This window comes from Stenotrophomonas sp. YJH_SMC_65 (assembly GCF_059369475.1).
In genome coordinates this window covers 417,033-440,136 of the sequence record NZ_JCAFSR010000001.1, presented here as the reverse complement: position 1 = coordinate 440,136, position 23,104 = coordinate 417,033, and the positions used below count along the sequence as shown (strand labels likewise).

At 68.6% G+C, this 23,104-nt stretch carries 25 protein-coding genes; 15 read left to right on the top strand and 10 right to left on the bottom strand.

Features of this window, described 5'->3' with window-relative positions:
- Window positions 1–51: 51 nt before the first annotated feature.
- From AC5P7A_RS02005 to AC5P7A_RS01995, 3 genes are all read right to left on the bottom strand, one after another.
- Window positions 52–1,089 (bottom strand): LacI family DNA-binding transcriptional regulator, encoded by a 1,038-nt coding sequence (locus AC5P7A_RS02005; protein ID WP_014647752.1) that lies wholly within the window; start codon window positions 1,087–1,089, stop codon window positions 52–54.
- A gap of 148 nt (window positions 1,090–1,237) precedes the next feature.
- Entirely contained in the window at window positions 1,238–1,513 is a 276-nt protein-coding gene (locus AC5P7A_RS02000) for a BolA family protein (RefSeq protein ID WP_014647753.1), read from the bottom strand.
- Entirely contained in the window at window positions 1,510–1,809 is a 300-nt protein-coding gene (locus AC5P7A_RS01995) for a YciI family protein (protein ID WP_014037825.1), read from the bottom strand. The genes AC5P7A_RS02000 and AC5P7A_RS01995 overlap by 4 nt, the downstream gene beginning before the upstream one ends.
- A gap of 375 nt (window positions 1,810–2,184) precedes the next feature.
- Here AC5P7A_RS01995 and AC5P7A_RS01990 point away from each other — a divergent pair, with 375 nt between their 5' ends.
- The 3 genes from AC5P7A_RS01990 to AC5P7A_RS01980 are packed head-to-tail and all read left to right on the top strand — an operon-like array spanning window position 2,185 to window position 5,612.
- Window positions 2,185–3,093, top strand: coding sequence for a segregation and condensation protein A (locus AC5P7A_RS01990; RefSeq protein WP_014647754.1), 909 nt, complete (start codon window positions 2,185–2,187; stop codon window positions 3,091–3,093).
- A gap of 13 nt (window positions 3,094–3,106) precedes the next feature.
- Window positions 3,107–3,982, top strand: coding sequence for an SMC-Scp complex subunit ScpB (gene scpB / locus AC5P7A_RS01985; RefSeq protein WP_014647755.1), 876 nt, complete (start codon window positions 3,107–3,109; stop codon window positions 3,980–3,982).
- Window positions 3,975–5,612, top strand: coding sequence for a pseudouridine synthase (locus AC5P7A_RS01980; RefSeq protein ID WP_053495348.1), 1,638 nt, complete (start codon window positions 3,975–3,977; stop codon window positions 5,610–5,612). Before scpB ends, AC5P7A_RS01980 begins: the two co-directional genes overlap by 8 nt.
- A 115-nt stretch (window positions 5,613–5,727) precedes the next feature.
- Here the strand turns inward: AC5P7A_RS01980 and AC5P7A_RS01975 are convergent, their stop codons facing one another.
- Complete coding sequence (locus tag AC5P7A_RS01975) at window positions 5,728–6,516, bottom strand: AraC family transcriptional regulator (RefSeq protein ID WP_495219836.1); 789 nt, start codon at window positions 6,514–6,516, stop codon at window positions 5,728–5,730.
- Between the two features lie 90 nt (window positions 6,517–6,606).
- Here AC5P7A_RS01975 and AC5P7A_RS01970 point away from each other — a divergent pair, with 90 nt between their 5' ends.
- Window positions 6,607–7,734 (top strand): MFS transporter, encoded by a 1,128-nt coding sequence (locus AC5P7A_RS01970; protein ID WP_495219835.1) that lies wholly within the window; start codon window positions 6,607–6,609, stop codon window positions 7,732–7,734.
- Here AC5P7A_RS01970 and AC5P7A_RS01965 read toward each other — a convergent pair.
- The 4 genes from AC5P7A_RS01965 to AC5P7A_RS01950 form a co-directional block, all read right to left on the bottom strand.
- Entirely contained in the window at window positions 7,721–8,155 is a 435-nt protein-coding gene (locus AC5P7A_RS01965) for a hypothetical protein (protein WP_014037831.1), read from the bottom strand. The two genes, AC5P7A_RS01970 and AC5P7A_RS01965, sit on opposite strands and share 14 nt — an antisense overlap.
- A 111-nt stretch (window positions 8,156–8,266) precedes the next feature.
- A complete protein-coding gene (locus tag AC5P7A_RS01960) occupies window positions 8,267–9,073 on the bottom strand; it encodes an amidohydrolase (RefSeq protein WP_111187907.1) in 807 nt (268 codons plus the stop codon).
- A gap of 64 nt (window positions 9,074–9,137) precedes the next feature.
- Entirely contained in the window at window positions 9,138–9,755 is a 618-nt protein-coding gene (locus tag AC5P7A_RS01955; RefSeq protein WP_111187908.1) for a DUF4304 domain-containing protein, read from the bottom strand.
- Window positions 9,755–10,903 carry a pyridoxal phosphate-dependent aminotransferase gene (locus AC5P7A_RS01950; RefSeq protein WP_032960092.1) on the bottom strand — a complete coding sequence of 383 codons (1,149 nt, stop codon included), beginning with the start codon at window positions 10,901–10,903 and terminating at the stop codon, window positions 9,755–9,757. The genes AC5P7A_RS01955 and AC5P7A_RS01950 overlap by 1 nt, the downstream gene beginning before the upstream one ends.
- Before the next feature lie 178 nt (window positions 10,904–11,081).
- Here AC5P7A_RS01950 and ccmA point away from each other — a divergent pair, with 178 nt between their 5' ends.
- From ccmA to AC5P7A_RS01895, 11 genes are all read left to right on the top strand, one after another.
- Window positions 11,082–11,711: a heme ABC exporter ATP-binding protein CcmA gene (gene ccmA, locus AC5P7A_RS01945; RefSeq protein ID WP_014037834.1), complete on the top strand. Its 630-nt coding sequence runs from the start codon at window positions 11,082–11,084 to the stop codon at window positions 11,709–11,711.
- A complete protein-coding gene (ccmB, locus tag AC5P7A_RS01940) occupies window positions 11,708–12,403 on the top strand; it encodes a heme exporter protein CcmB (RefSeq protein ID WP_014647762.1) in 696 nt (231 codons plus the stop codon). The genes ccmA and ccmB overlap by 4 nt, the downstream gene beginning before the upstream one ends.
- A gap of 43 nt (window positions 12,404–12,446) precedes the next feature.
- Complete coding sequence (ccmC, locus tag AC5P7A_RS01935; protein ID WP_495219834.1) at window positions 12,447–13,217, top strand: heme ABC transporter permease CcmC; 771 nt, start codon at window positions 12,447–12,449, stop codon at window positions 13,215–13,217.
- Window positions 13,214–13,402, top strand: a complete 189-nt coding sequence (ccmD, locus tag AC5P7A_RS01930; protein WP_019660476.1) for a heme exporter protein CcmD — start codon at window positions 13,214–13,216, stop codon at window positions 13,400–13,402. The genes ccmC and ccmD overlap by 4 nt, the downstream gene beginning before the upstream one ends.
- On the top strand, window positions 13,399–13,860 hold the full coding sequence (gene ccmE / locus AC5P7A_RS01925; RefSeq protein WP_014647764.1) for a cytochrome c maturation protein CcmE: 462 nt from the start codon (window positions 13,399–13,401) through the stop codon (window positions 13,858–13,860). Before ccmD ends, ccmE begins: the two co-directional genes overlap by 4 nt.
- On the top strand, window positions 13,861–15,780 hold the full coding sequence (locus AC5P7A_RS01920; RefSeq protein ID WP_495219833.1) for a heme lyase CcmF/NrfE family subunit: 1,920 nt from the start codon (window positions 13,861–13,863) through the stop codon (window positions 15,778–15,780).
- An 8-nt stretch (window positions 15,781–15,788) separates the two neighbouring features.
- The gene (locus AC5P7A_RS01915; protein WP_014647766.1) at window positions 15,789–16,406 is read left to right on the top strand and encodes a DsbE family thiol:disulfide interchange protein; all 618 of its coding nucleotides are present in this window, start codon (window positions 15,789–15,791) and stop codon (window positions 16,404–16,406) included.
- A 4-nt stretch (window positions 16,407–16,410) separates the two neighbouring features.
- Window positions 16,411–16,860, top strand: a complete 450-nt coding sequence (locus AC5P7A_RS01910; protein WP_049405998.1) for a cytochrome c-type biogenesis protein — start codon at window positions 16,411–16,413, stop codon at window positions 16,858–16,860.
- Window positions 16,854–17,843: a tetratricopeptide repeat protein gene (locus tag AC5P7A_RS01905; RefSeq protein ID WP_126411176.1), complete on the top strand. Its 990-nt coding sequence runs from the start codon at window positions 16,854–16,856 to the stop codon at window positions 17,841–17,843. The genes AC5P7A_RS01910 and AC5P7A_RS01905 overlap by 7 nt, the downstream gene beginning before the upstream one ends.
- 180 nt (window positions 17,844–18,023) lie before the next feature.
- Window positions 18,024–19,136, top strand: coding sequence for a homoserine O-acetyltransferase MetX (metX, locus tag AC5P7A_RS01900; protein WP_111205996.1), 1,113 nt, complete (start codon window positions 18,024–18,026; stop codon window positions 19,134–19,136).
- On the top strand, window positions 19,137–19,481 hold the full coding sequence (locus tag AC5P7A_RS01895; RefSeq protein ID WP_075076331.1) for a DUF1294 domain-containing protein: 345 nt from the start codon (window positions 19,137–19,139) through the stop codon (window positions 19,479–19,481). It abuts the gene before it with no gap.
- A gap of 112 nt (window positions 19,482–19,593) precedes the next feature.
- Here AC5P7A_RS01895 and cydC read toward each other — a convergent pair whose 3' ends face one another.
- Both cydC and cydD read right to left on the bottom strand, forming a co-directional pair.
- Window positions 19,594–21,273: a thiol reductant ABC exporter subunit CydC gene (gene cydC / locus AC5P7A_RS01890; RefSeq protein ID WP_075076330.1), complete on the bottom strand. Its 1,680-nt coding sequence runs from the start codon at window positions 21,271–21,273 to the stop codon at window positions 19,594–19,596.
- Entirely contained in the window at window positions 21,270–23,015 is a 1,746-nt protein-coding gene (gene cydD / locus AC5P7A_RS01885) for a thiol reductant ABC exporter subunit CydD (RefSeq protein WP_197605032.1), read from the bottom strand. The genes cydC and cydD overlap by 4 nt, the downstream gene beginning before the upstream one ends.
- Window positions 23,016–23,104: the final 89 nt, after the last annotated feature.

The window sequence follows — 23,104 nt, the reverse complement described above, 5'->3', positions numbered from 1 at the left end:
GCTTGCGCGGTCCCTGCGATCAGTCAAAAAAAAGAAGGAACGCCTCTGGCTTCAATGGCCGGATGGCGGAGTGGTGGAATCGCGAACTATCAAGCGGGGAACCAGGGTCTGCTTGTCCCCTGTCCCATCCGTGGAGGTGCCGTCCATCAACTGCATCAGACGCGTCATGGCCCGGTCGCCGAGCTCGGCGATGCTGACCTGCATGGTGGTCAGCGACGGGTGGACGAAACGCGCCAGTGGAATGTCATCGAAACCTGCCAGGGCAACATCGGCCGGCACACGGACACCAGCCTGCGTGAACGCATACAGGCAGCCCAGGGCCATCATGTCGTTGGCGGCGAACACGGCATCGGGCAGCGCTCCGGCTGCCAGCAACTCCTGACCGGCGCGATGGCCGGAAGCTTCGTCGAAATCACCGGGCAGCTCGATGCCTTCGGCGCCACTGCCAAACGCCACCAGCGCGTCACGGAAGCCGCGCAGGCGCTCGCGCGCGTCGAAGTTGAGGTCCGGGCCAGAAATGAAGGCAATGCGGCGGTGGCCGGCGTCCAGCAGGTGGCGGGTCATCGCCATCGCACCGGCGTGGTCGTCGATGCTCAGCACCGGATGGTCCTGCCCGGGCAGATAGGTGTTGATCAACACCGTCGGCAGCGACTGCGGCAGGTTGTCGGTCAGGAAGCCCGGGCTCTCGGCATAGGGCGAGAGCACCAGCAGGCCGTCGACGCGGCCGCGCATGGCACGCAGGGCGGCGCCCTGCTGTTCCTGGTCGCCGTGGTAGCTGGACACCAGCAGGTGCTGGCGGCGGTTGCGGGCCACGCCGTCGATGCCGCGCATCAGTTCGGAGAAGAATTCGCCGTACAGGTCAGGCAGCACCACGCCCACCGTATTGGTGCGGCGGCTGCTAAGGCTGCGGGCGGCGGCATGCGGGGTGTAACGCAGCCGTGCGGCCACCTCCAGCACAAGCTGGCGGACCGGTTCGGCGACATTTTCATGCCCGTTGAGCGCGCGGGAAACCGTGGCCACGGAGACCCGGGCTTCGCGTGCGACGTCTTTGATTGTGATAGCTGCCTTGTTCACGAAGCCGCCCTCCACGGCTTGGACCTACCAGCATTGGCGCGGAATGTAAGCGTTTCCATCTGGGCTTGTAAACAGTCCGTTAGGCGAATGTCCCGAAATGGACATGAAAACCTGTCCGTGGCCAGGCCCTTGCGGACCCGCCAGGACAGTGCGGGACAAGGGCTCAGCCCTGTTCTGACGGGGTATGTGCGCGGATGGACAGCGCGTGGATATCGGTGTCCATCATCGACCCCAGCGCGGCATAGACCGCGCGATGCCGGGCCAACGGAGCCAGTCCGGCGAAGCGTTCACTCACCACATGGACGTTGAAATGGCCGCGCCCGTCGCGCGCGCCGGCATGGCCGGCATGGCGATGGCTGTCATCCTCGATCTCGAGCACGCTGGGTGCCAGCGCCTGCTGCAGCGCATCACGGATCCGCTCGATCCGTTCCGCGTTCACGGCAGGACCTTGCGGAACGGGCGTACCTGCACGCGGGTGTAGACGCCGGCAGCCACGTACGGGTCGGCATCGGCCCAGGCCTGGGCCTGCGGCAACGACTCGAACTGCGCGATCACCACCGAGCCGCTGAAACCGGCCGGGCCCGGGTCTTCACTGTCCACCGCCGGGCACGGGCCGGCCAGCAGCAGGCGTCCCTCGTCGCGCAGCGCGTGCAGCCGCGCCAGGTGTTCCGGCCGCGCCTGCAGCCGCTGCGCCAGCACATCCTGGCCGTCATACCCTTCGATCACATACCACACCGGCATTTCCTCGCTTGCGTTGTCGGGTCCGCAGATTCTAGCCAATGCAGCCCCCGCCCCGGTCCGGCTGGACACTGGCGCGGCAAAGGCTTACCCTAGACTCCATTGCACGTGGCTGGATGCAGCGGCCCGTCGGTTTTTGCGGCCAACGCAGCCCCCGACGACCGTCCCGCTGCTTCAAACCGGACCACCCGGCCGGGCCACGTAGACGACCTCCCCGTAGTTCTGTCGCTGCCGTTTACCGCGGCGCGTCCCGCTGTTTGATATGTGTGGAATCGCGCCGATCCCGGCGTGTCTGGCGCCTTGGGGCTCCGTGGCGTTGGCCCGGCGAACCCGGTGCCGCGACTGGTCCGTTGCAATCCTGATCTCCATTAGATGACTTCCGAACTCGCGCTCGACGCGAACCCGCCAACCCGGCCGCCCGCCCCCCAGCAGCAGGAAATGCCGCTGGCCGTGGTGCATGGGCAACCGGTCCTGCAGATTCCGCAGGACCTGTACATCCCGCCGGACGCGCTGGAAGTCATCCTGGATGCCTTTGAAGGCCCGCTGGACCTGCTGCTGTACCTGATCCGCCGCCAGAACCTGGATGTACTGGACATTCCCGTTGCCGAGATCACCCGGCAGTACGTGGAGTACATCACCGTGATGCGCGAGCTGCGCTTCGAGCTGGCGGCCGAATACCTGGTGATGGCCGCGATCCTGGCCGAGGTGAAGTCGCGGATGCTGCTGCCGCGCCCGGTCAGCGAGGAAGGCGATGAAGCCGACCCGCGCGCCGAACTGGTGCGCCGGCTGCAGGAGTACGAACGCTTCAAGCAGGCCGCCGAGAACATCGACGCCCTGCCCCGCCAGGACCGCGATACCACCGTGGCACATGCCTTCATGCCCGAACGTGCCACGGTGAAGCTGCCGCCGCCGGTGGACCTGAAGGAAATGCTGCTGGCCCTGCACGACGTGCTCAAGCGTGCCGAGCTGTTCAGCGGCCACGCCATCAAGCGTGAGGCACTGAGCGTGCGGCAACGCATGGGCGAAGTGCTGGGACGCCTGGAAGATGGCAAGTTCTATCGTTTTGAAGGGCTGTTCACCGCCGAAGAAGGCAAGCTGGGCGTGCTGGTCACGTTCCTGGCGGTGCTGGAGCTGGCCAAGGAACAGCTGCTGGACATCGTCCAGGAAGAACCGCTGGCGCCGATCTACGTGAAGTCGCTGGCGGCCGGCAACACCAATGCCCCGCTGCAGTTCAGCAGCGAGTTCGACGACAACGACGACGACGCCAATGCAGACGAGTGAGCGCTGACTGCCGATGGATCAATCGCTGATCAACCGCATTGTCGAGGGTGCCCTGCTGGCTTCCAGCCAGCCGCTCACCCTGGCCCAGCTGAAGGACCTGTTCCCGGAAGAGGAACCGGCACCGCCGGGCAGCATCGAACGTGCGCTGGAACGCCTGCGCGAGGCCTGCGAAGGCCGCGGCGTGGAACTGGTCGAGGTCGCCTCCGGCTTCCGCTACCAGGTCACCGGCGAAGTGCATGGCTGGATCAGCCGACTGTGGACCGAACGCAAGACCCGCTACACCCGTGCCACCCTGGAAACCCTGGCGCTGATCGCCTATCGGCAGCCGATCACCCGCGGCGAGATCGAACAGGTGCGCGGCGTGGCGGTCAGCAGCAACATCATCCAGGCGCTGGAAGAACGCGAGTGGATCCGCGTGGTCGGCCACCGCGACGTGCCCGGCAAACCGGCGCTGTTCGGCACCACCAAGGGCTTCCTGGACTACTTCGGGCTGAAGCGGCTGGACGAACTGCCGCCGCTGTCGGAGCTGAAGGACCTGGGCGAGCTGGAACCGCAGCTTGCCCTGGACCGCGATGCGCCGGCCGTCGCCGGTGCCGAGGGTCCGGACATCTCGGCCGGCGCCGATGGCGCTGCCGCGAACGATGATGCCAGCCTGGCCGGCAGTGACACCCCCGATTCCGCCGATGCAGCCCCTGCGTCGGCCACCGATGAGCAAGCACCTTCGCCCCTCGATGATGGGCACCCCGATTCCGCGCCGGGCGAGCGCGCGGTGCCCCTGAACGAACGCGAAGACAACGCCGTCGCGATGACGACCGTGGCTGTTGACCAAGCCGATTCCGAACCAGAGGCCGACCTCGAAACCGTCGGCCGGAGCAAAACTGATGAGTGACACCCCCCGTAACAAGCTCTCGCTGAAGCGCGAAGCCACCTCCGAACAGTTCAAGCTGGAAGAACGCCTGCACAAGGTGCTCGCCCAGGCCGGCCTCGGCTCGCGCCGCGCGCTGGAACAGCGCATCGCCGAAGGCCTGGTCAAGGTCAACGGTGAAGTCGCGCAGACCGGCATGTCGGTCAAGAGCGGCGACAAGATCGAACTGGATGGCCGCGGCTTCGTCGCCACCGCCCTGGCAGAGCCGTCGCGCGTGCTGGTCTACAACAAGCCGGAAGGCGAAGTGACCACCCGCGATGATCCGGAAGGCCGCCCGACCGTGTTCGAGTCGCTGCCGCCGCTGAAGGGCGCGCGCTGGATCGCCATCGGCCGCCTGGACATCAACACCACCGGCCTGCTGCTGGCCACCACCGACGGTGAGCTGGCCAACGCCATGATGCACCCGTCGTTCGAGGTCGAGCGCGAGTACGTGGTGCGCGTGCGTGCGCCGGAAGGCGAGGAAAAGGTCTCTGACGCGATCGTCGACCGCCTCACCCGTGGCGTCGCGCTGGAAGACGGCCCAGCCAAGTTCGATGAGATCGAACGCATCGGCGGCACCGATTCGCACGACTGGTTCCGCGTCGTGGTGAAGGAAGGCCGCAACCGCGAAGTGCGCCGGCTGTGGGAGTCGCAGGGCTGCCAGGTCAGCCGCCTGAAGCGCACCCGCTATGGCAAGGTGAGCCTGCCGCGCGAACTGGCCCGTGGCCATTCGGTGGAACTGGGCACCACGCAGGTTGAAGCCCTGCGCGCCCAGCTGAAGCTGGAAGAAGGCGCACCGTCGGCACTGACGCTGCAGCCGGTGATCGGCCAGCGCCGCGCGGCCAAGACCACCGTGCGCGTGCGCGAAGGTGGCCGTGGCAACGCCTACGTCAACGGCCACAACACCGCCGACGAAGGCCGCGAGCTGCGTCGTTTCGACAACGTCCGCGAAGACCGCGGCCGTGGTCGCGGCGGCAAGGGTGGCGGCTTCAAGGGCGGCCTGACGGTCAGCGGTGAAGCGGCAGCCAAGCAGTCGCAGAAGCCGTTCAAGCAGCGCGCCCAGAAGAATGATCGTTCGCTGCCGGAAGGCAATCCGGCCGCGTTCCGCACCTGGTACGTGCCGGATGGCGTGAGCACCGGCCCGAGCGGCCATCGCAACGCCGGCCCGGGCGCACGCGGCCCCGGTGCCCGTGGTCCGGGTGCAGGCGGCCAGGGCCGTCCGTACGGCAAGCCGAAGGGCCCGGGCGCAGGCGCCGGTGGCGGCCAGGGCCGTGGCGGCTTTGGTGGTGAAGGCCGTGGCGGCGCAGGCGGCCAGGGTCGTCCGGCCGGTGCGGGCAACCGCTCGCAGGGCCAGGGCAACAAGCACCCGTACGGCCATCCGGGCAACGCCCCGAGCTTCCCGTCCGACCACGCCACCCCGGGCTTCAACCCGTATGGCAGCCCGAAGCCGGCACACGGCGCCCGTCCGGGCGGTCGCGGTCCGGGCGGTGGCAACCACCGTGGCCCGGGTGGTAACCGTGGTCCCGGTGGTCCGGGTGGCAACCGAGGCCCGGGCGGCCCCGGTGGCAACCGCGGTCCCGGCGGCCCGCGCCGCAGCGGCCCGCGCGGCGGCTGATCGGCAGCCACGTTGAAATGCAGAACCCCGGCTCCGGCCGGGGTTTTTCTTTGAAAAGGGGACGGAGGGGATTAAGTCGTTTTCGCCACGCCGTGCGTCGAAGGGCGAAAGCGACTTAATCCCCTCCGTCCCCTTTTGCGTGGCGCTGGAAAGCGGCGGGCGTGGTGCCGGTCATGCTGCGGAAAAAGGCGATGAACGGACTCTCGGCGGAAAAACCAGTGTCCTGCGCAACGTGCCCGATGCGATGGCCAAGCAGCAGCAGCTCCATGGCGCGCATCAGGCGCCATTGCTGGCGCCAGGCCTGGTAGCCCATGCCGGTGTCGCGTTGCATCAACCGGCCGACCGTGCGCACGCTCAGGCCCGCACGCGCAGCGAGCTCACCCAGTTCAGGCGGCAACTGCTCGGCCAGCGGCAGGCAGCGCGCGATGCGTGGATCGCGTGGCAGCGGCAGGTCCATCGGCGCCACCGGTGCGGCGGCGATCTCCAGCACGCACAACGCCAATTGATGGTGCGCGCGCGGCGCCCGCCAGTCATGGTCGAACGGCGCCTGCGCGATCGGTTCCAGCAATGCCTGCAGCAGGGGACCGACGCCGATGATCGCCGGCTGCCGCGGCAGCCGTGCCGACAACGTGGCATCGAAATACAGCGAGCGGTAGTCCACGGCCTGGCGCATCTGTGCGCGATGGCGCAGGCCGCCGGGAATCCATGCCGCGCGCGAGGGCGGCAGCAGGCTGATGCGGTCGCCGAAGGTCAGCCGCGTGCAGCCCCGCCGGGTGTACAGCAACTGCGCGCGCGCGTGCTGGTGCCAACCCGAATCATGATCGGCCAGCGACGACGCGATGCCCAGCACCGGTGCGCTCCAGGCATCCGCATCGAAGTGCGCATCCGGTTGCAGCCACGCCATGTCCGATTTCATCCATTTCCTGGCCGGACCGACAGAGTGCGCCACTACGCCGGCCACCACAATACGCGGCCCTGTTTGCGGAGCACCCGCATGTCGCGTCGCCTGTTGTTGCTCACCATCGCGCTGCTGATGTTCCCCCAGTTGGCGCAGACCCTGTACAGCCCGGCCCTGGCCGACCTCGCCGGGCGCTTCGCACTGCCCCCCGGCGCCGCCAGCCAGGCCATGAGCCTGTACCTGTTCGGTTTTGCCGCCGGTGTCCTGCTATGGGGGCGGCTGGCCGACCATGTCGGTCGTCGCCCTGCCCTGCTCTGCGGCCTGGCCGTGTTCGTACTGGCCGCCTGCGGCGGCCTGCTGGCCAGCACGTTCGGCCAGGTCCTGCTGGCGCAGGCACTGGCCGCACTGGGTGCGGCGGCGGCCTCGGTGGTAACCCAGACCGTACTGCGCGATCACCTGAAGGGTCCGGCGTTGGCGCAGGCGTTCTCGTGGATCGGCATGGCGCTGGCCTTGAGCCCGGCGATCGGGCTGGCACTGGGTGTGCTGCTGGTGGACAGCCATGGCTATGCCGGCGTCCAGGCCGGCCTGCTGCTGATGGTCAGCCTGCTGATGCTCGGATGCGCAACGGGCCTGCGAGAGAGCCCTGCGGAAGTCGCGCACACTCCCATGCTGCCACTGTTGTGGCAACTGCTGCGTGATCGCGGGATGTGGTCACGGGCGCTGCTGGTGATGGCGTTCAACGTGGCGATGTACAGCTGGTACGCGCTGGGCCCGTTCGTGTTCGAACGCCTGCACTGGCCGCCGGCTTGGTTCGGTGCCAGCGGCGCGCTGCTGGCGCTCGGCTCGGCGCTGGGTGCATGGGGCAATGCTCGCCTGCTGCGCGCAGGCGTTGCCTCTGCCACGCGCATCCGGCTCGCCGCAGGGCTGGTGCTGGCCGGTGGGCTGTTGGCTGCCTTGCTGCACAATCAGCCGGCACTGGTCGCGGCGATGGTACCGGTGGTGGCCGGGTTCGGCCTGGCCACTCCCAATGTGCTGGGCCAAGCCCTGCGCGGATACCCGCACTGCCTGGGCAGCGCCGGCGCCCTGTTCGGCCTGCTCTACTACCTGTTGATCGGCGTGGCGATGGCCGTGGTCGGCGCACTGCAACTGCTGGCGCCGACACTCATCGTGTGCGGCCTGCTTGCCCTGTGGCTGCAGCGGCCGGCACGGCTCAGCGCCGGCTGATGGTGAAGGCGGCGCCGTCCACGCCCAGATCCCAGCCCTTGCCGGTGCCGGACAGGGCCAGCGAGATGTCGCCCTTGGTCATCACCTGCGCGTTGCTGGACTTCACGGCACCCGCATGCGCGCCAACCGAGGCGTAGGTGCCCAGCAGCTCGTTGACGCTGACGGCGCCGGTGAAGCTGCCACGGCCATTGGTGATCTTCGACTTGCCCACGGTCAGGCCGCCGCCCTTCACTTCGATACGCACCGGCAGGCTGGTGCCGTTGCTGCAGCTGACCGTGCCGTTGCCGGAAGCGGTCTTGTAGATCAGTGACCAGCCGGACAGGTTGTAGCGCAGCTGGCAATCGAGGTTGCCGGCGGCGTGCGCGGCCGGGGCCAGCGTGGCAGCGGACAGGGCCAGCAGCAGGGCGAAGGGCTTGTTCATGGCAGGACTTCCAGTTCGGTCGGACTGCCGGCGAATCTAGCAGCGCGCGCGTGCACGCTGGATGCAGGCGCGCGCGCTGCGTGGCAGGCATTCAGCCGCCGTCGTGCTGTTTCAGGCCTGCTCGTCCAGGTGGAAGGCATCAGCATCGAGCATCGCCGGGAAACGCGCGCGATGTGCAGCCAGTGCTTCGGCCGAAATGGTGGTGGTCACCACCTGTTCGCGTTCGCGGATCTCCACCTGCGGCTGGCCGAGGAAGTCGATCACCGCGCTGTCGCCGGCGTAGTGCAGCTGGTTGCCGTCCACGCCGACGCGGTTCACCGCCGCCACGAAGCACAGGTTCTCGATCGCACGCGCACGCAGCAGGGTCTTCCATGCATAGGCGCGCGCCGACGGCCAGTTGGCGACGAAGATCTGCAGGTCGAAATCCAGCTGCTGCGGGCGTTCGACGTTGTAGCGGTTGCGGCAGAACACCGGGAAGCGCAGGTCGTAGCAGACCTGCGGATTGATCCGCCAGCCCTTCCATTCCACGCTCAGGCGCTCACGGCCGGCGGCATAGCGCTCGTGCTCACCGCCGTAACGGAACAGGTGCCGCTTGTCGTAGTACTGCAGGCCGCCCTCTGGCGTTGCGAACAGCAGGCGGTTGTAGACGCCGTTGCCCTCGCGCAGCTGCACGCTGCCGATCACTGCCGCGTTCAAGACCTTGGCCTGTTCGCGCACCCAGGCCACGGTCGGCCCGTCCATGCCTTCGGCCTGGGCGATGGCGTCGTTGGAGAAGCCACTGGTGAAGGTCTCCGGCAGGATCACCAGGTCGGTGCTGCCCGCCAGTGGTGCCAGCAACGCACCGTAGTAGGCGCGGTTGCCGGCCGGGTCATGCCAGCGGGTGTCGCCCTGGACGAGGGAAATGCGCAGGTCATTCATTGTCATGGATTCACTGATGTTGAAGAAGCAGTAGGTGGCAATGACGCGATCATGGAATTCGACATCACCCTTCGCTTTCGATGAACCGGCGCAACTGCGCCCTGAGCGAGCTTGCAGCCGGAGCTGCCCGCTCCAACCCCAAGTGAGCCAGCGCCAACGCCTGCTCCTTACGCCGCAGATTGGCCGCCACACGCGCGAGGGTGAGCAGCTCAATGGCCCGAGCTCGCTCAAGATTTGCCCCGTCCAACATGACCTGATAGTCGTCCGGGAAAGCCTGGTGAGCCGCGAAAAAGTGGCTACCGGCGCTCTCCCATGCGGAACAAAGCGCTTTCACTGAGGTGGTGCTCTCCTGCTCAGAAGCCCCATAGACCCAGCCACCGCCTGTACTTGCACCGTCCCCGGCAAGCCGCTCTCTGAAAACACAGCCGGATTCGTCAATCGTCGCTGGCGAATACTCACCGCCACCGTGCTGAGGCAAGAAATCCAGATGCGCCCCCATCTCCAAATAGCACCACTGCCCGCTGGAACCGGCCTGACATTCGACTACATGAATCAGCGGAGTGCGAATCCTGCGGAAGGTCAGCCCTTTGCGAACGAATCCCTCCTGCAGCAGACGCGGAAAGAACTCCGACTCAAGCAGCTCGAAGAATCTCTTCCGATCCGAACCCGGCCCCACTGACATCACAGCAGGCGCAGGCGTTCGATCGCCGCGTCCATGGTCGCTTCGTTCTTGGCAAAGCACAGGCGCACCAGGCGCTGGCCGGCCGGCGGAGTCTCATAGAACGGCGACAGCGGAATGGCGGTGACGCCCTTCTCGATGGTCAGCCACTTCACGAACTCATGGTCCGGCAGGTCGCTGATCGCCGAATAGTCGACCAGCTGGAAGTAGCCGCCCGGCACCGGCAGCGCCTTCAGGCGGGTACCGGCCAGCTGCTCACGGAAGCGGTCGCGCTTGGCCTGGTAGAACGCGCCCAGTTCCAGGTGGTGTTCGGGTTCGTCGCGGATCATCGCGGCGAAGCCATGCTGCGCCGGGCCGAAGCTGGTGAAGGTGTTGTACTGGTGCACCTTGCGGAACTCGGCGGTCAGCGCCGGCGGGGCGATCGCATAGCCGATCTTCCAGCCGGTGCAGTGGTAGGTCTTGCCGAAGCTGGAGATGACGAACGCGCGCTCGCGCAGTTCCGGGTAGCGCAGCGCCGATTCATGGCGACGGCCGTCGTAGATGATGTGTTCGTACACCTCATCGGAGATCAGGTAGATCTGCGTGCCGCGCAGCAGTTCGGCCAGCGCCTGCATGTCCTGCGCCGACAGCATCGCGCCGGACGGATTGTGCGGGGTGTTGACGATCAGCATGCGGGTGCGCGGGGTGATCGCTGCGCGCACGCGGTCCCAATCGACCGCGAACGTCTGCGGATCGAGCGACACATGTACGGCCCTGGCACCGGCCAGGTCGATCGCCGGTTCGTAGCAGTCATACGCCGGGTCCAGCACGATCACTTCCTCGCCGGCACGCACCACGGCGTGGATGGCGTTGAAGATGGCCTCGGTGCCACCGCTGGTGACGGTGATCTCGCTGTCCGCATCGACCTGCGCGCCGTAGCAGTCCAGCACCTTCTGTGCGATGGCCTGGCGCAGCGGCGCCACGCCGGTCATCGGCGGGTACTGGTTCAGCCCGGCGGCCATCGCCCTGGCGGTCTCGTCGATCAGGCGCTGCGGCGCCGAAAAGTCCGGGAAACCCTGGCCCAGGTTGACCGCGCCGTGTTCGGCGGCGAGCTGGGACATCACGGTGAAGATCGTGGTACCGACCTTGGGCAGCTTGGTGGTGGGTTGCATCGGCCTGGGCTGTGGGGGAACAGACCTGCGAGTTTACGCAATCCGCGCGTCGGTAGTGCCGGCCGCCGGCCGGCAACCTCGGCTGGCAGATGGCGAAATTGCCGGCCAGCGGCCGGCACTACCCTGTGAATTCACCGCTACAATTGCCGCCGCACTCCGGCATGAAGACCTTTGCCCCTTGAACACCCCTGCATTGCTGGCTGCCAGCGGCCTGAGCTTCTCCCGCAATGACGAGCCGGTGTTCGGCCCGCTGGACTTCCATGTGGACGCCGGCGAAGCCCTGCTGGTGCAGGGCGGCAATGGCGCCGGCAAGACCACCCTGCTGCGCGTGCTGGCCGGCCTGGCCCGGCCCGGTGCCGGCCAGGTGCGGATCGACGGCAAGCCGGCCAGCAATGCCGAGCGCGCGCGCTATGTCGCCTACCTCAGCCACCTGCCAGCGCTGAAACCGGACCTCGGCACGCTGGAAAACCTGCATTTCCTGTGCGGCCTGCACGGACGGCGTGCGCGGCAGATGCCCGGCAACGCGCTGGCCATCGTCGGCCTGGCCGGTTATGAGGACACCCTGGTACGGCATCTGTCGGCCGGACAGAAGCGGCGGCTGGCACTGGCGCGCATCTGGCTGTCGCCGGCACCGTTGTGGCTGCTGGACGAACCCTATGCCAACCTCGACCTGGAGGGCATCACCCTGGTCAACCGGATGATTTCGGCGCACCTGCGCGCCGGTGGCGCTGCGCTGGTCACCACCCACGGTGCCTATGCCGCACCGCCGGTGCGCACCCGCCAGCTCGACCTCGGCGGTGCCGCGTGATCGCGCCGGGCACCGAACCGGGCCTGTGGCAGACCGCAGGCGCCCTGCTCAGGCGCGACCTGCGCCTGCTCTGGCGCCGCCGCGGCGATGCGCTGCAACCGCTGCTGTTCGCGGTGCTGGTGGTGGTGCTGTTCGCGCTGGCCCAGGGCCGCGAACCACAGCTGTTGGCCGCCACCGCCGGTGCAGTGCTGTGGCTGGCCGTGCTGCTGGCCGGACAGCTGTCGCTGGATTCGCTGTTCCGCTCCGACGCCGAGGATGGCTCGCTGGAACAATGGCTGCTGGCGCCGGTACCGCTGGCCTGGCTGGTGCTGGTGCGCGTGCTGCTGCATTGGGCCACCACTGCGCTGCCGCTGATCGTGGTCAGCCCGCTGCTGGCCGAAATGCTGCATCTGCCGCATGACCAGCTGCCGATGTTGCTGGCATCGTTGCTGCTGGGCACGCCGTTGCTGAGCCTGATCGGTGGCGTGGTCGCCGCGCTGACCGTAGGCATCCGACGCTCTGGTATTCTCGTGGCGCTGCTGTCGTTGCCGCTGTACGTGCCGGTGCTGGTGTTCGGTGCAGGCAGCCTGGCGGCAGCCGGACGCGGACAGGATCCGGTCGGTGCGCTGCTGATGCTGGGCGCCGGCCTGCTGGTCGCGCTGGTGCTGGCGCCGCTGGCCACTGCCGCTGCAATACGTATTTCTCTGAGTTGACCGAGCTGAGAGCCAATCCACCCCTGCTGGATAGCCGCCACGCATGAATCCGATTGTCCGCTGGTTCCACCAACTCGGTTCGCCCCCCACGTTCGACCGTTTCGCTGCCCGCTGGTCGCGGGTGTTCTACCTCGCGGCGGTGCCGGTGCTGCTGGTCGGCATGTGGCAGGCGCTGCTGGTGGTGCCACCGGAAGCCAAGCAGCTGGACAGCTTCCGCATCCTCTACATCCACGTGCCCAGTGCCTGGATGAGCCTGTTCGTCTTCGCGCTGATGGCGCTGTATGCGGCCATCGCACTGGTCTGGCGGATCAAGGTCTGCGAGATCCTGTCCATGGCCTGCGCGCCGATGGGCGCCGGCTTCACCCTGATCACCCTGTTGACCGGCAGCATCTGGGGCAAGGGCACCTGGGGCACCTGGTGGGACTGGGACCCGCGCATGACCAGCGAACTGGTACTGCTGTTCCTGTACCTGGGCGTGATCGGCCTGTACCACGCCATCGAGGACCGCCGCAGCGCCGCGCGCGCCGCTGGCCTGCTGGCCATTGTCGGTGTCAGCCTGCTGCCGGTGATCCGCTACTCGGTGGACTGGTGGGGCGGCCTGCACCAGCGCCAGTCGATCAACGTATTCGGTGAATCGGCGATCAGCAGCGCGATGATCGCGCCGCTGTGGTGGATGGTGATCGGCACCAAGTTCTGGTTCGCCGGTTCGGTGCTGGCCAAGGCCCGCGCCGACAATCTCGACCGCGAGGCCGGCAAGGCCTGGGTCGGCGGCCGCGTCGATGCCGGACGCCCGGCCCGGGAGGCCCAGCCATGACCCACCTGCCCTATGTGATCGGTGCCTACGCGGTGTTCGTGCTGGTGCTCGGCGCCGATGCCATCGGTTCGTGGCTGCGCCTGCGCGTGGCGCGCCGGCTGGCACTGGCCCGCCAGCAGCGCCAGCAGACCCGCGCCGGCAGGCAGGACGCAGCGACGCCGTTGTCGACGGAGCTGGAACGATGACCCCGGTACAGCGCCGCCGCCTGGTGTGGGTGCTGCTGGCCCTGCTCGCCTCCGGCCTGGCCACCGCACTGGTGGCGATGGCACTGGAGCGCAACATCGCCTACCTGTACACGCCGTCGGAAGTGCTGCGCGGCGATGTCGATGCACAGTCGCGCTTCCGCCTCGGTGGCATGGTGGTGAAAGGTTCCTTCAACCGACCGGTCGGCTCGCTGGAGGCGCGCTTCGAGGTGACCGACGGCGACGCGCAGCTGGCGGTGACCACGTCGCGGATCCTGCCGGACATGTTCGCCGAAGGCACGGCGGTGGTCGCCAGCGGCCGCCTGCAGGACGGCACCTTCGTCGCCGACGAGGTGCTGGCCAAGCACGATGAGAAGTACGTGCCGAAGGAAGTGGCCGACAAGATGGGCGACGCCCATCGCAAGCACGACGTGCCGGTGACGGCACCCGAGGTGCGCTGAGTGCTGCCCGAACTGGGTCAGATCCTGCTGCTGTGCGCGTTGCTGGCCTCGCTGCTGCAGGCCGGCCTGCCGCTGGTCGGCGCGCAGCGCAACAATACGGCGTGGATGGCGGTGGCACGACCGGCCGCGTTCGCGCAGCTGCTGCTGGTCGCCGGCGCGTTCGTGGTACTGACCGCCGCGTTCGTGCAGCAGGACTTCTCGGTGCGCTACGTGGCCGAGAACTCCAATACGCTGCTGCCGATGGTCTACCGCTACTCGGCGGTCTGGGGCGCGCACGAGGGCTCGCTGCTGATGTGGGCGCTGGTGCTGGCGCTGTGGACCGGCGCGGTGGCGCTGTTCTCGCGGCACTTGCCGGCACCGGTGCAGGCGCGCGTGCTGGCGGTGATGGGCGTGGTCAGCGTCGGCTTCCTCGCCTTCCTGATCTTCACCTCCAACCCGTTCCTGCGCCTGAACCCGGCACCGCTGGAAGGCCGCGACCTCAATCCGCTGCTGCAGGACCCGGGGCTGATCATCCATCCGCCCATGCTGTACCTGGGCTATGTCGGCTTCGCGGTGCCGTTCGCCTTCGCGGTTGCCGCACTGCTGGAAGGCCGCGTGGACGCACGCTGGCTGCGCTGGACGCGGCCATGGACCAACGTCGCCTGGGGCTTCCTGACCCTGGGCATCGCGCTGGGCAGCTGGTGGGCCTATTACGAGCTGGGCTGGGGCGGCTGGTGGTTCTGGGACCCGGTGGAGAACGCCAGCTTCATGCCGTGGCTGGTCGGTGCGGCATTGATCCATTCGCAGGCCGTCACTGAAAAGCGCGGCACCTTCGGCAGCTGGACCCTGCTGCTGGCGATCGCCGCCTTCGCGCTGTCGCTGCTGGGCACGTTCCTGGTGCGCTCCGGCGTGCTGACCAGCGTGCATTCGTTCGCCGCCGATCCCTCGCGCGGCTTGTTCATCCTGGTGTTCCTGTCGGTGCTGGTCGGTGGCAGCCTGCTGCTGTACGCGCTGCGTGCCAGCCAGCTGAGCGTGGACGCCGAGGACCCACGCCGTGGCTTCACCGCCACCTCGCGCGAGACCCTGCTGCTGGCCAACAACCTGCTGCTGGCCACCGCCTGCGCGATGGTACTGCTCGGCACGCTGTACCCGCTGCTGGCCGATGCGCTGTCGCTGGGCAAGATCTCGGTCGGCCCGCCCTACTTCGGCAGCCTGTTCCTGCTGCTGATGGCGCCGATGATCCTGTTGCTGCCGTTCGGCCCGCTGGTGAAATGGCAGCGTGACCAGCCCTCGCGCGCCTTCGCGCTGCTGGCACCGTGGCTGGGCCTGGCGCTGCTGCTGGGCGCGCTGGCCTGGTGGCAGGCGCCGCAGAACGGCTGGAAGGCCGGCATCGGCGTGGCCGCTGCGGCCTGGGTCGCGCTCGGCACCGCACGCTTCGTCTGGCAGCGCCTGCGCGGCAATGGTCGCTTCACCGCCGAAATGCTCGGCATGATCGTCGCCCACGCCGGCATTGCCGTGTTCGTGGCCGGCGCGCTGCTGGTGGAGGCGCTGAACGTGCAGCGCGAAGTGGCGCTGGCACCGGGCCAGCAGCTGGTGGTCGGTCGCCACGAAGTGCGCTTCGAAGGCGTGGACCATCGCGAAGGCCCCAACTTCATCGCCGACCGCGGCCACCTGCGCGTGTTCCGCGACGGCCGCGAGCTGGCCCTGCTGCACCCGGAGAAGCGCCAGTACGCCAGCGGCGGCCAGGTGATGACCGAGGCCGGCATCGATGCACGCTTCAATGGTGACGTCTACGTGGCATTGGGCGAGCCGCTGGGCAACAATGCATGGGCGGTCCGGGTGCACATCAAGCCGTACGTGCGCTGGATCTGGCTGGGCGCGCTGTTGATGGCCCTGGGCGGATTCATCTCCGCCGCCGATCGCCGTTTCCGTCGTCCGTAGGAGTTCCCATGTCCGAGTCCCCCACCCCGCGTCCCTCCCGCCCGCTGCCGCCGGTAGCCATCGTGATCGGCGTGCTGTTCTTCTTCGGCCTGCTCGGGCTGATGATCTACGGGGTGATGAAATCAGGCGATCCGCAGCGCGACGTACTGCCGTCGGCACTGATCGACAAACCGGCGCCGGCATTCGCGCTGCCGGTGCTGCACGACCCGGAAATGATCGTGCACAGCGACGACCTGCGCGGCGCGCCCTACCTGCTGAACGTGTGGGGCAGCTGGTGCGCGGCCTGCCGCGAAGAACACCCGGTGCTGACCCGCTTCGCGGAAAGCAAGCGTGTGCGCGTGATCGGCTACAACTGGAAGGACGACCCGACCGACGCGCTGCACTGGCTGGAACAGCTGGGCAACCCGTTCATGGTCGTGCTCAGCGATGTCGAGGGCCGCACCGCGATCGACTGGGGCGTGACCGCCGCACCGGAAACCTTCCTGGTCGATGGCAGCGGCATCGTGCGCTGGAAGTACAGCGGTGCGATGACCCAGCGCGTGGTCGACGAGAAGCTGATCCCGGCGCTGCAGAAGATCGAGAAGGCCCAGGGCAGTGCCGGCAACACCCTGCATACGGCGCCCTGAGCCCATGCGCTGGCTGCTGGCGTTGCTGCTTCTGACGCTGCCGCTGGCCGCGCTGGCCCAGCAGCCGCTGCACGATCCGCAGCCGCTGCAGTTCCGCGATGACGCCGAGGAACGCCGCTTCCATGACCTGGCCGCGCAGCTGCGCTGCGTGCAGTGCCAGAACCAGTCGCTGGCCGATTCGAACGCGCAGATCGCCCAGGACCTGCGCCGCGAGGTGCTGCAGCTGATGCAGCAGGGGCACGACGACGCACAGATCAAGCAGTTCCTGGTCGCGCGCTACGGTGAGTTCGTGCTCTATCAACCACCGTTGCAGCCGGGCACCTGGCTGCTGTGGGGTGGCCCCCTGCTGGTGCTCGGCGCCGGTGCACTGGTAGTGCTGGGCATCGTCCGCCGACGTGGACGCACCGTCGGCGCGGCGCCGGCCGGCAAGGCCGATGAAGGAGACGAATGGTGAACCATTGGCTGCCGATGCTGGCCGGGCTGGTCGCCGCGCTGATGGCAGCGCTGGTGCTGTGGCCACTGCGCCAGCGCGGTCGGCGCGGTTTCGTGGTCGGCGTGCTCGCGCTGGGCGTGGCCGGTGCCTGCCTGTATCTGCTGGTCGGTGACCCAAGGGCGGCACAGGTACAACCGACCCCGTCGGCAGCCACCCTGCGCGATGGCGTGCAGGCACTGCAGGACGCACTGGAGCGCGACCCGCAGCGTGCCGACGGCTGGGCATTGCTCGGCCGTTCGCAGGCCGAACTGGGCAACGCCGCAGCCGCGGCGGATGCCTTCGCGAGGGCCGCCGCATTGGCACCGGAAGATCCGGGCGTGCTGGTGGAAGCCGCGCAGGCGCGCGCGCAGGCTGATGCCGGCAAGCAGTTCGATGACACCGCAATGGCCTGGTTGCAGCAGGCGCGCGCACAGGCTCCCGATGCCGAGCGCGCCAGCTGGCTGCTGGGCATCGCCCTGCGCCAGCGCGGAAAGAACGCCGAGGCCGCGGATGTGTGGAGCGGCCTGCTGCCACGACTGGAGCCGGGCGCCGCGCAGGCGCTGCAGGCACAGATCGCCATCGCGCGCGAGGCCGCTGGCCAGGCGCCCGATGCTGGCGCTGCGGCGCCACCGGCGCTGCTGCAGGTGCGCGTGCAGCTGCCGGCACTGAAGAACGCCGAGTGGCCAGCCAGCACCCAGGTGTTCGTGCTGGCCCGTGCCGTCGGCGGCCCGCCGATGCCGGTGGCCGCTCGCAAGCTGCCGCTGAGCGGATTCCCGGACACGGTCGGGCTGGGCGACGGTGACAGCCCGATGCCGACCGCACCGCTGTCGGCCCATCGCGAAGTGGAAGTGGTGGCACGCATCTCGCGCAGCGGCAGCGCCAACCGCAGCGAGGACGACCTGCAGAGCGTTCCGGTGAAGGTAAGCCTGCCCCACGACGGTGTTGTGGAGCTGCGCTTCCCTTGACCTGTAGAGCCGAGCCCATGCTCGGCTGCCCGGCGCCGGCAACTCAACCGCAGCCGAGCATGGGCTCGGCTCTACAGTAGATCCACGCCATGCGTGGATGCGACGGTCCGGTCCGCGTCCATCCATCCATGGAAACCAGCGTGTCGCCAGCTCCACATGCAGCCCCGCTAGAATGACTGCATGACCGAATTCATCCCGCCCGGCACCCGCTTCCACGCCCTGCCCTCGCCGTTCCCGTTCAAGCGCGGTGGCGCCCTGCATGGCGCACGGGTGGCTTACGAGACCTGGGGAACGCTGGCCGCTGACGCCAGCAATGCGATCCTGATCGTGACCGGCCTGTCGCCGGATGCGCATGCGGCGGCCAACGAGGCCAATCCTGCGCCGGGCTGGTGGGAAGCGATGGTTGGCCCCGGCAAACCCATCGATACCCGCCGCTGGTTCGTGGTCTGCGTGAATTCGCTGGGCAGCTGCAAGGGATCGACCGGCCCCGCCTCGATCAACCCGGCCAGCGGTGAGCCCTACCGCCTGGACTTCCCCGAGCTGTCGATCGAAGACGGCGCTCGCGCCGCGATCGAAGTCGTGCGTGCGCTGGGCATCGCGCAGCTGGCCTGCGTGGTCGGCAATTCCATGGGCGGGATGACCGCGCTGGCCGTGCTGATGCTGCACCCGGGCATCGCGCGCAGCCACGTCAACATTTCCGGCAGTGCGCAGGCGCTGCCGTTCTCGATCGCGATCCGCTCGCTGCAGCGCGAGGCCATCCGTCTCGACCCGCGCTGGAATGGCGGCCACTACGACGATGCCGAGTACCCCGAGTCCGGCATGCGCATGGCGCGCAAGCTGGGCGTGATCACCTACCGCTCGGCACTGGAATGGGATGGCCGCTTCGGCCGCGTGCGGCTGGATTCGGACCAGGCCGACGACGATCCGTTCGGGCTGGAATTCCAGGTGGAAAGCTATCTGGAAGGCCACGCACGGCGCTTCGTGCGTTTCTTCGATCCCAACTGCTATCTGTACCTGAGCCGTTCGATGGACTGGTTCGACCTGGCCGAGTACGCCGACGGCGACGTGCTGGCCGGGCTGGCGAAGATCCGGGTGGAGAAGGCACTGGCCATCGGCGCCAACACCGACATCCTGTTCCCGGTGCAGCAGCAGCAACAGGTCGCCGACGGCCTGCGTGCCGGCGGTGCCGATGCGCGCTTCATCGGCCTGGAATCGCCACAGGGCCATGATGCCTTCCTCGTCGATTTCGAGCGTTTCGGCCCGGCCGTGCGCGGCTTCCTCGACGCGCTGTAAGTGGCGTGGCGGCGTAACCTCGCGCTGGCCGCCTTCGGCGCGCTGACCGCCTTGATGATCAGCGGTGTGCTGCCGTTGTGGCTGGGTGGCTGGTGCCTGCTGGCCAGTGCGGTGTCGTTCGGCCTCTATGGCCATGACAAGCGCGCGGCGCAGCGAAAGCGATGGCGCATTCCCGAGCGCACCCTGCAGCTGCTGGCCTTCGCCGGAGGCTGGCCCGGCGCGCTGCTGGGCCAGGCGCGGTTCCGCCACAAGCATCGCAAAGCCGCATTCCAGTGGGTGTTCTGGCTGTGCGTGCTGGCCAACGTGGCCTCGATCGCGGTGATGCTGCGCGAGTTCTCCCATTGACCGGCCTGTAGAGCCGAGCCCATGCTCGGCTGGCTTGCTTCCGGAGCCGAGCATGGGCTCGGCTCTACAGTAGATCCACGCCATGCGTGGATGTGCCGACCAAGGTCGGCATCTACCGAAGCACTTCGCGCTCCAACACCCCATCGCGCAACCGGTACTGCGCATCGACCACGCCTTCGGGCAGGTCGTCGTGGGTGATCATCAGCAGGCTGCGCCCGTCCAGCAACCCGGAAAGGTCCTGCAACAGCGCACGTGCGGTATCCACGTCCAGGCCTTCGGTGGGTTCGTCCAGCAGCAGGATCGGCGCATTGCGCAGCAGCGCGCGCGCCAGTGCCAACCGCCGCGCCTGGCCGGCCGACATCGTCGCGCCGTTCTCGCCCACCCAGGCCTGCAGGCCACCGTTGCACTCGGCCCAGTCCCCCAGGCGCACGCGACGCAGGACCGCCCACAACGCGGCATCACGGGCGTCGGGATCCCCCAGCCGCAGGTTCTCGGCCACGGTACCGGCAAACACCGGTGCGTTCTGCGGAAGCCAGGCCAGCTGGCGGTGCCACTCGGCCTGGGCGACGTCGCGCAGGTCGCGTCCGCCATAGGTGATTCGCCCCTGTTGCGGATCCCACAACCGCAGCAGCAGGCTGGACAGCGTGGTCTTGCCGCTGCCGCTGTCGCCACGGATCGCGATGCGTTCTCCCGGCGCCAGGGTCAGCTGCAGGCCGGACAACACCGGCCGCGCGGCACCTGGCCACTGGAAGTGCACGTCATCCCAATGCACGCGCGCCGCCTGGGGTACCGGCTGCGGCGTCTGCGGATCCTCCACCGTCGGCGGTTGTTCGACGATGGCCTGCAGGCGGTCGGCAGCGATGCGCCCGGACTGCAGCGACTGCCAGGCCAGGCCCATGCCGGCCCAAAGTTCGATCAGCGCCACGGTCAGGAAGACGAGGCCCGCGGCCATTTCCGGCGCGATGTGCTGCTGTTCGGCGGCGTGCAGGGCCAACGCCAGCATCGCCACCAGGCCCAGCCCCGCCACCAGGCCGTGCAGGGTCGAGGCCGCGATCAGGCGCCAACGCCGACGACGATCACGCGAGGCCAGCTGCTTGGCGGCCACGCGTAGCTTCAGCTGCCAAGCCGCATCGGCATGCAGCGCAGCCAGGTCACCGGCCCCCTCCAGCCCTTCGAATGCAGCGGTGCGCAACGCCGCGCGGTGCGCGGCACGATCGGCCTCTTCGTCGTCATGGCCACGCACGCCCAGCCACGGCACGCCGAAGGCGATCAGCAGCGCCAGCACCGCCAGCAGTACCGCCGCCGAGGGCAGGATCAGCGCTGCCGAGGCAACCGCCACCAGCGACAGCGCGCCCAGCGCCACCAGCGGCCCGATCGCACGCACCAGCAGGCCATCCACCTCACCGATGTCCCCCAGCAGGCGCGCCAGCAGCTCGCCGGTGCGCGTAGCCCCCAGCCGTGCAGGTGCCAGTGGCAGCGCGCGACGGAAGAACCACACGCGCAGATCACGGGCGATGCGCAGGGTGGCATCGTGGCCGACCAGCTTTTCGAAGTAGCGCGACACGATGCGCGCCATGGTCAGGCCACGGATGCCGGCCGAGGGTGAGAAGAAGTTGAAGCCCTGGCCGAGGCCGGCCGCACCGGCCAGCGCGGCCGCCGTGAGGAAACCACCGGACAGGCCCAGCAGCGCCGTGCCGGCCAGCATCGTGGTCCACAGCAGCAGCAGGGTCAGCAACAGGCGCGGCCGGTGCCGCAGGAATATCGCGCGCAGCGAATCAGGCGAACGGCTCATGCGCGCACCGCCTGTGCCGGCTCGACCAGGCGGCCTTCCGGCAACAGCAGGCAACGATCGGCCCAGGCGATCACCGCCGGGCTGTGGGTGGCGACCACTACGCTGCGCCCGCGTGCATACGCGGCCAGACTGCGCAGCAGCGCCGCCTCGGTATCGGCATCGAGGAACGCGGTGGGTTCGTCCAGCAGCAGCACCTGCGGGTCGCGCAGCAGCAGGCGGGCCAGGCCGATGCGGCGCGCTTCGCCACCGGACAGGCCGAAGCCGCGTTCGCCGATCACCGTATCCAGCCCCTGCGGCAGGCGCTGTGCGAACTGCAGTACCTGCGAGGCCTCGGCCACCGCGCGCAGGCGCGCATCGCTGGCGCCGGGATCGGCCAGGCGCAGGTTGTCGGCGATGCTGCCGTGGAACAGGTACGGTCGCTGGCTGGCATAGGCCACCTGCACGCCGGGGCGCAGCTGCAGCTTGCCGGCACGCGGCGGCAACCAACCGGCCAGCGCCTCCAGCAGCGTGCTTTTGCCGGACCCGCTGGGACCGACCAGGGCCAGGCGCTGGCCCGGCTCCAGCAGCAGGTCCAGATCCCGCAGCACATCCTGCGGCGCCCCCAACGGGCGCAGTACCAGTCCTTGCGCCTGCAGTGGCGGCAAGGCGGCCTCGGCCGGCTCCACCGCCAGCGGCGCAACCTCGTTCTCGATCAGGCCCTGCTCGTCCGGCAGCGACTGCAGCAGGCGTTCCACTTCGGCGGCGGCGGCCAGTGCATTGGCGCGATCATGGTAGTGCGCAGCCAGCCGTCGCAGCGGCGCATAGAACTCCGGCGCCAGCAGCAGGCAGAACAGGCCCGCACCCAGCGTCGGCACCGCTGCATGCAGCGACATCATGCCCAGATAGCTCAGGCCCAGGTACAGCGCCACCATCGCCACGCTCACCGAGGCGAAGAATTCCAGCACGGTGGACGACAGGAAGGCGATGCGCAGCACCTTCAGGGTGCGCACGCGCACGCCTTCGGCGGCGGCCTCGATGCCGGCCAGTTCGGCTTCGCCGCGGCCATACAGGCGCAGCAGGCCCAGGCCCTTGATGCGGTCGGCGAAGTGGCCGCTCATGCGCGCCAGCTCGCCCAGCTGCGCGCGCCCGGCGGCTTCAGCACCCCAGCCCACCAGCATCATGAAGAACGGCACCAGCGGCGCGGTGAACAGCAGGATCAGCGCCACCACCCAGTCCACCCAGGCGACAGCGGCCAGGATCAGCAGCGGCACCACCACCACTTCGGTGCGCACCGGCAGGAAGCCGCTGTAATAGCTCTCGATCGCATCACCGTGATGCAGCATCAGTTCGCCCAGTTCACCGGTGCGGCGCTGCCGCAGCCAGAGCGGGCCCTGGCCCAGCAGGCGCGCGAACACGCGTTCGCGCAATGCCAGCCGGGCGGCGTCGGCCACGTCACCGGCGGCGGCCTGGGTGGCGCTGCCCAGCAGGGTGCGCAGCACCAGGATCACCGCCAATCCCGCCAGCACCGGCAGGCCAGAGGCCAGCGGCGCGCGCTCCACCAGCACCTGCTGCACCAGCCAGGCGATGGCGGCAGCCTGGCCGATCAACAGCGCGCCGGACAGGCTGATGCACAGCGCGGCCAGGCGCTGGCGGCCCCGGGCGGAGCGTGCCAGGTCGGCCAGCCAGGCCGTGCGCACACGCCGCTGGCGGGCGGTTTCAGCTTCCGGGGACAGGCCGTCAGGGGTCGTTTCGGCAGCGCTCAAGAGGTCTTCACGGGCAACGGGGGAGACACGGCATTGTAGGCGCAGGCAATAGCCCGCCCCTGCGGCCGGCGGTCGCAGTCTTCATCAGG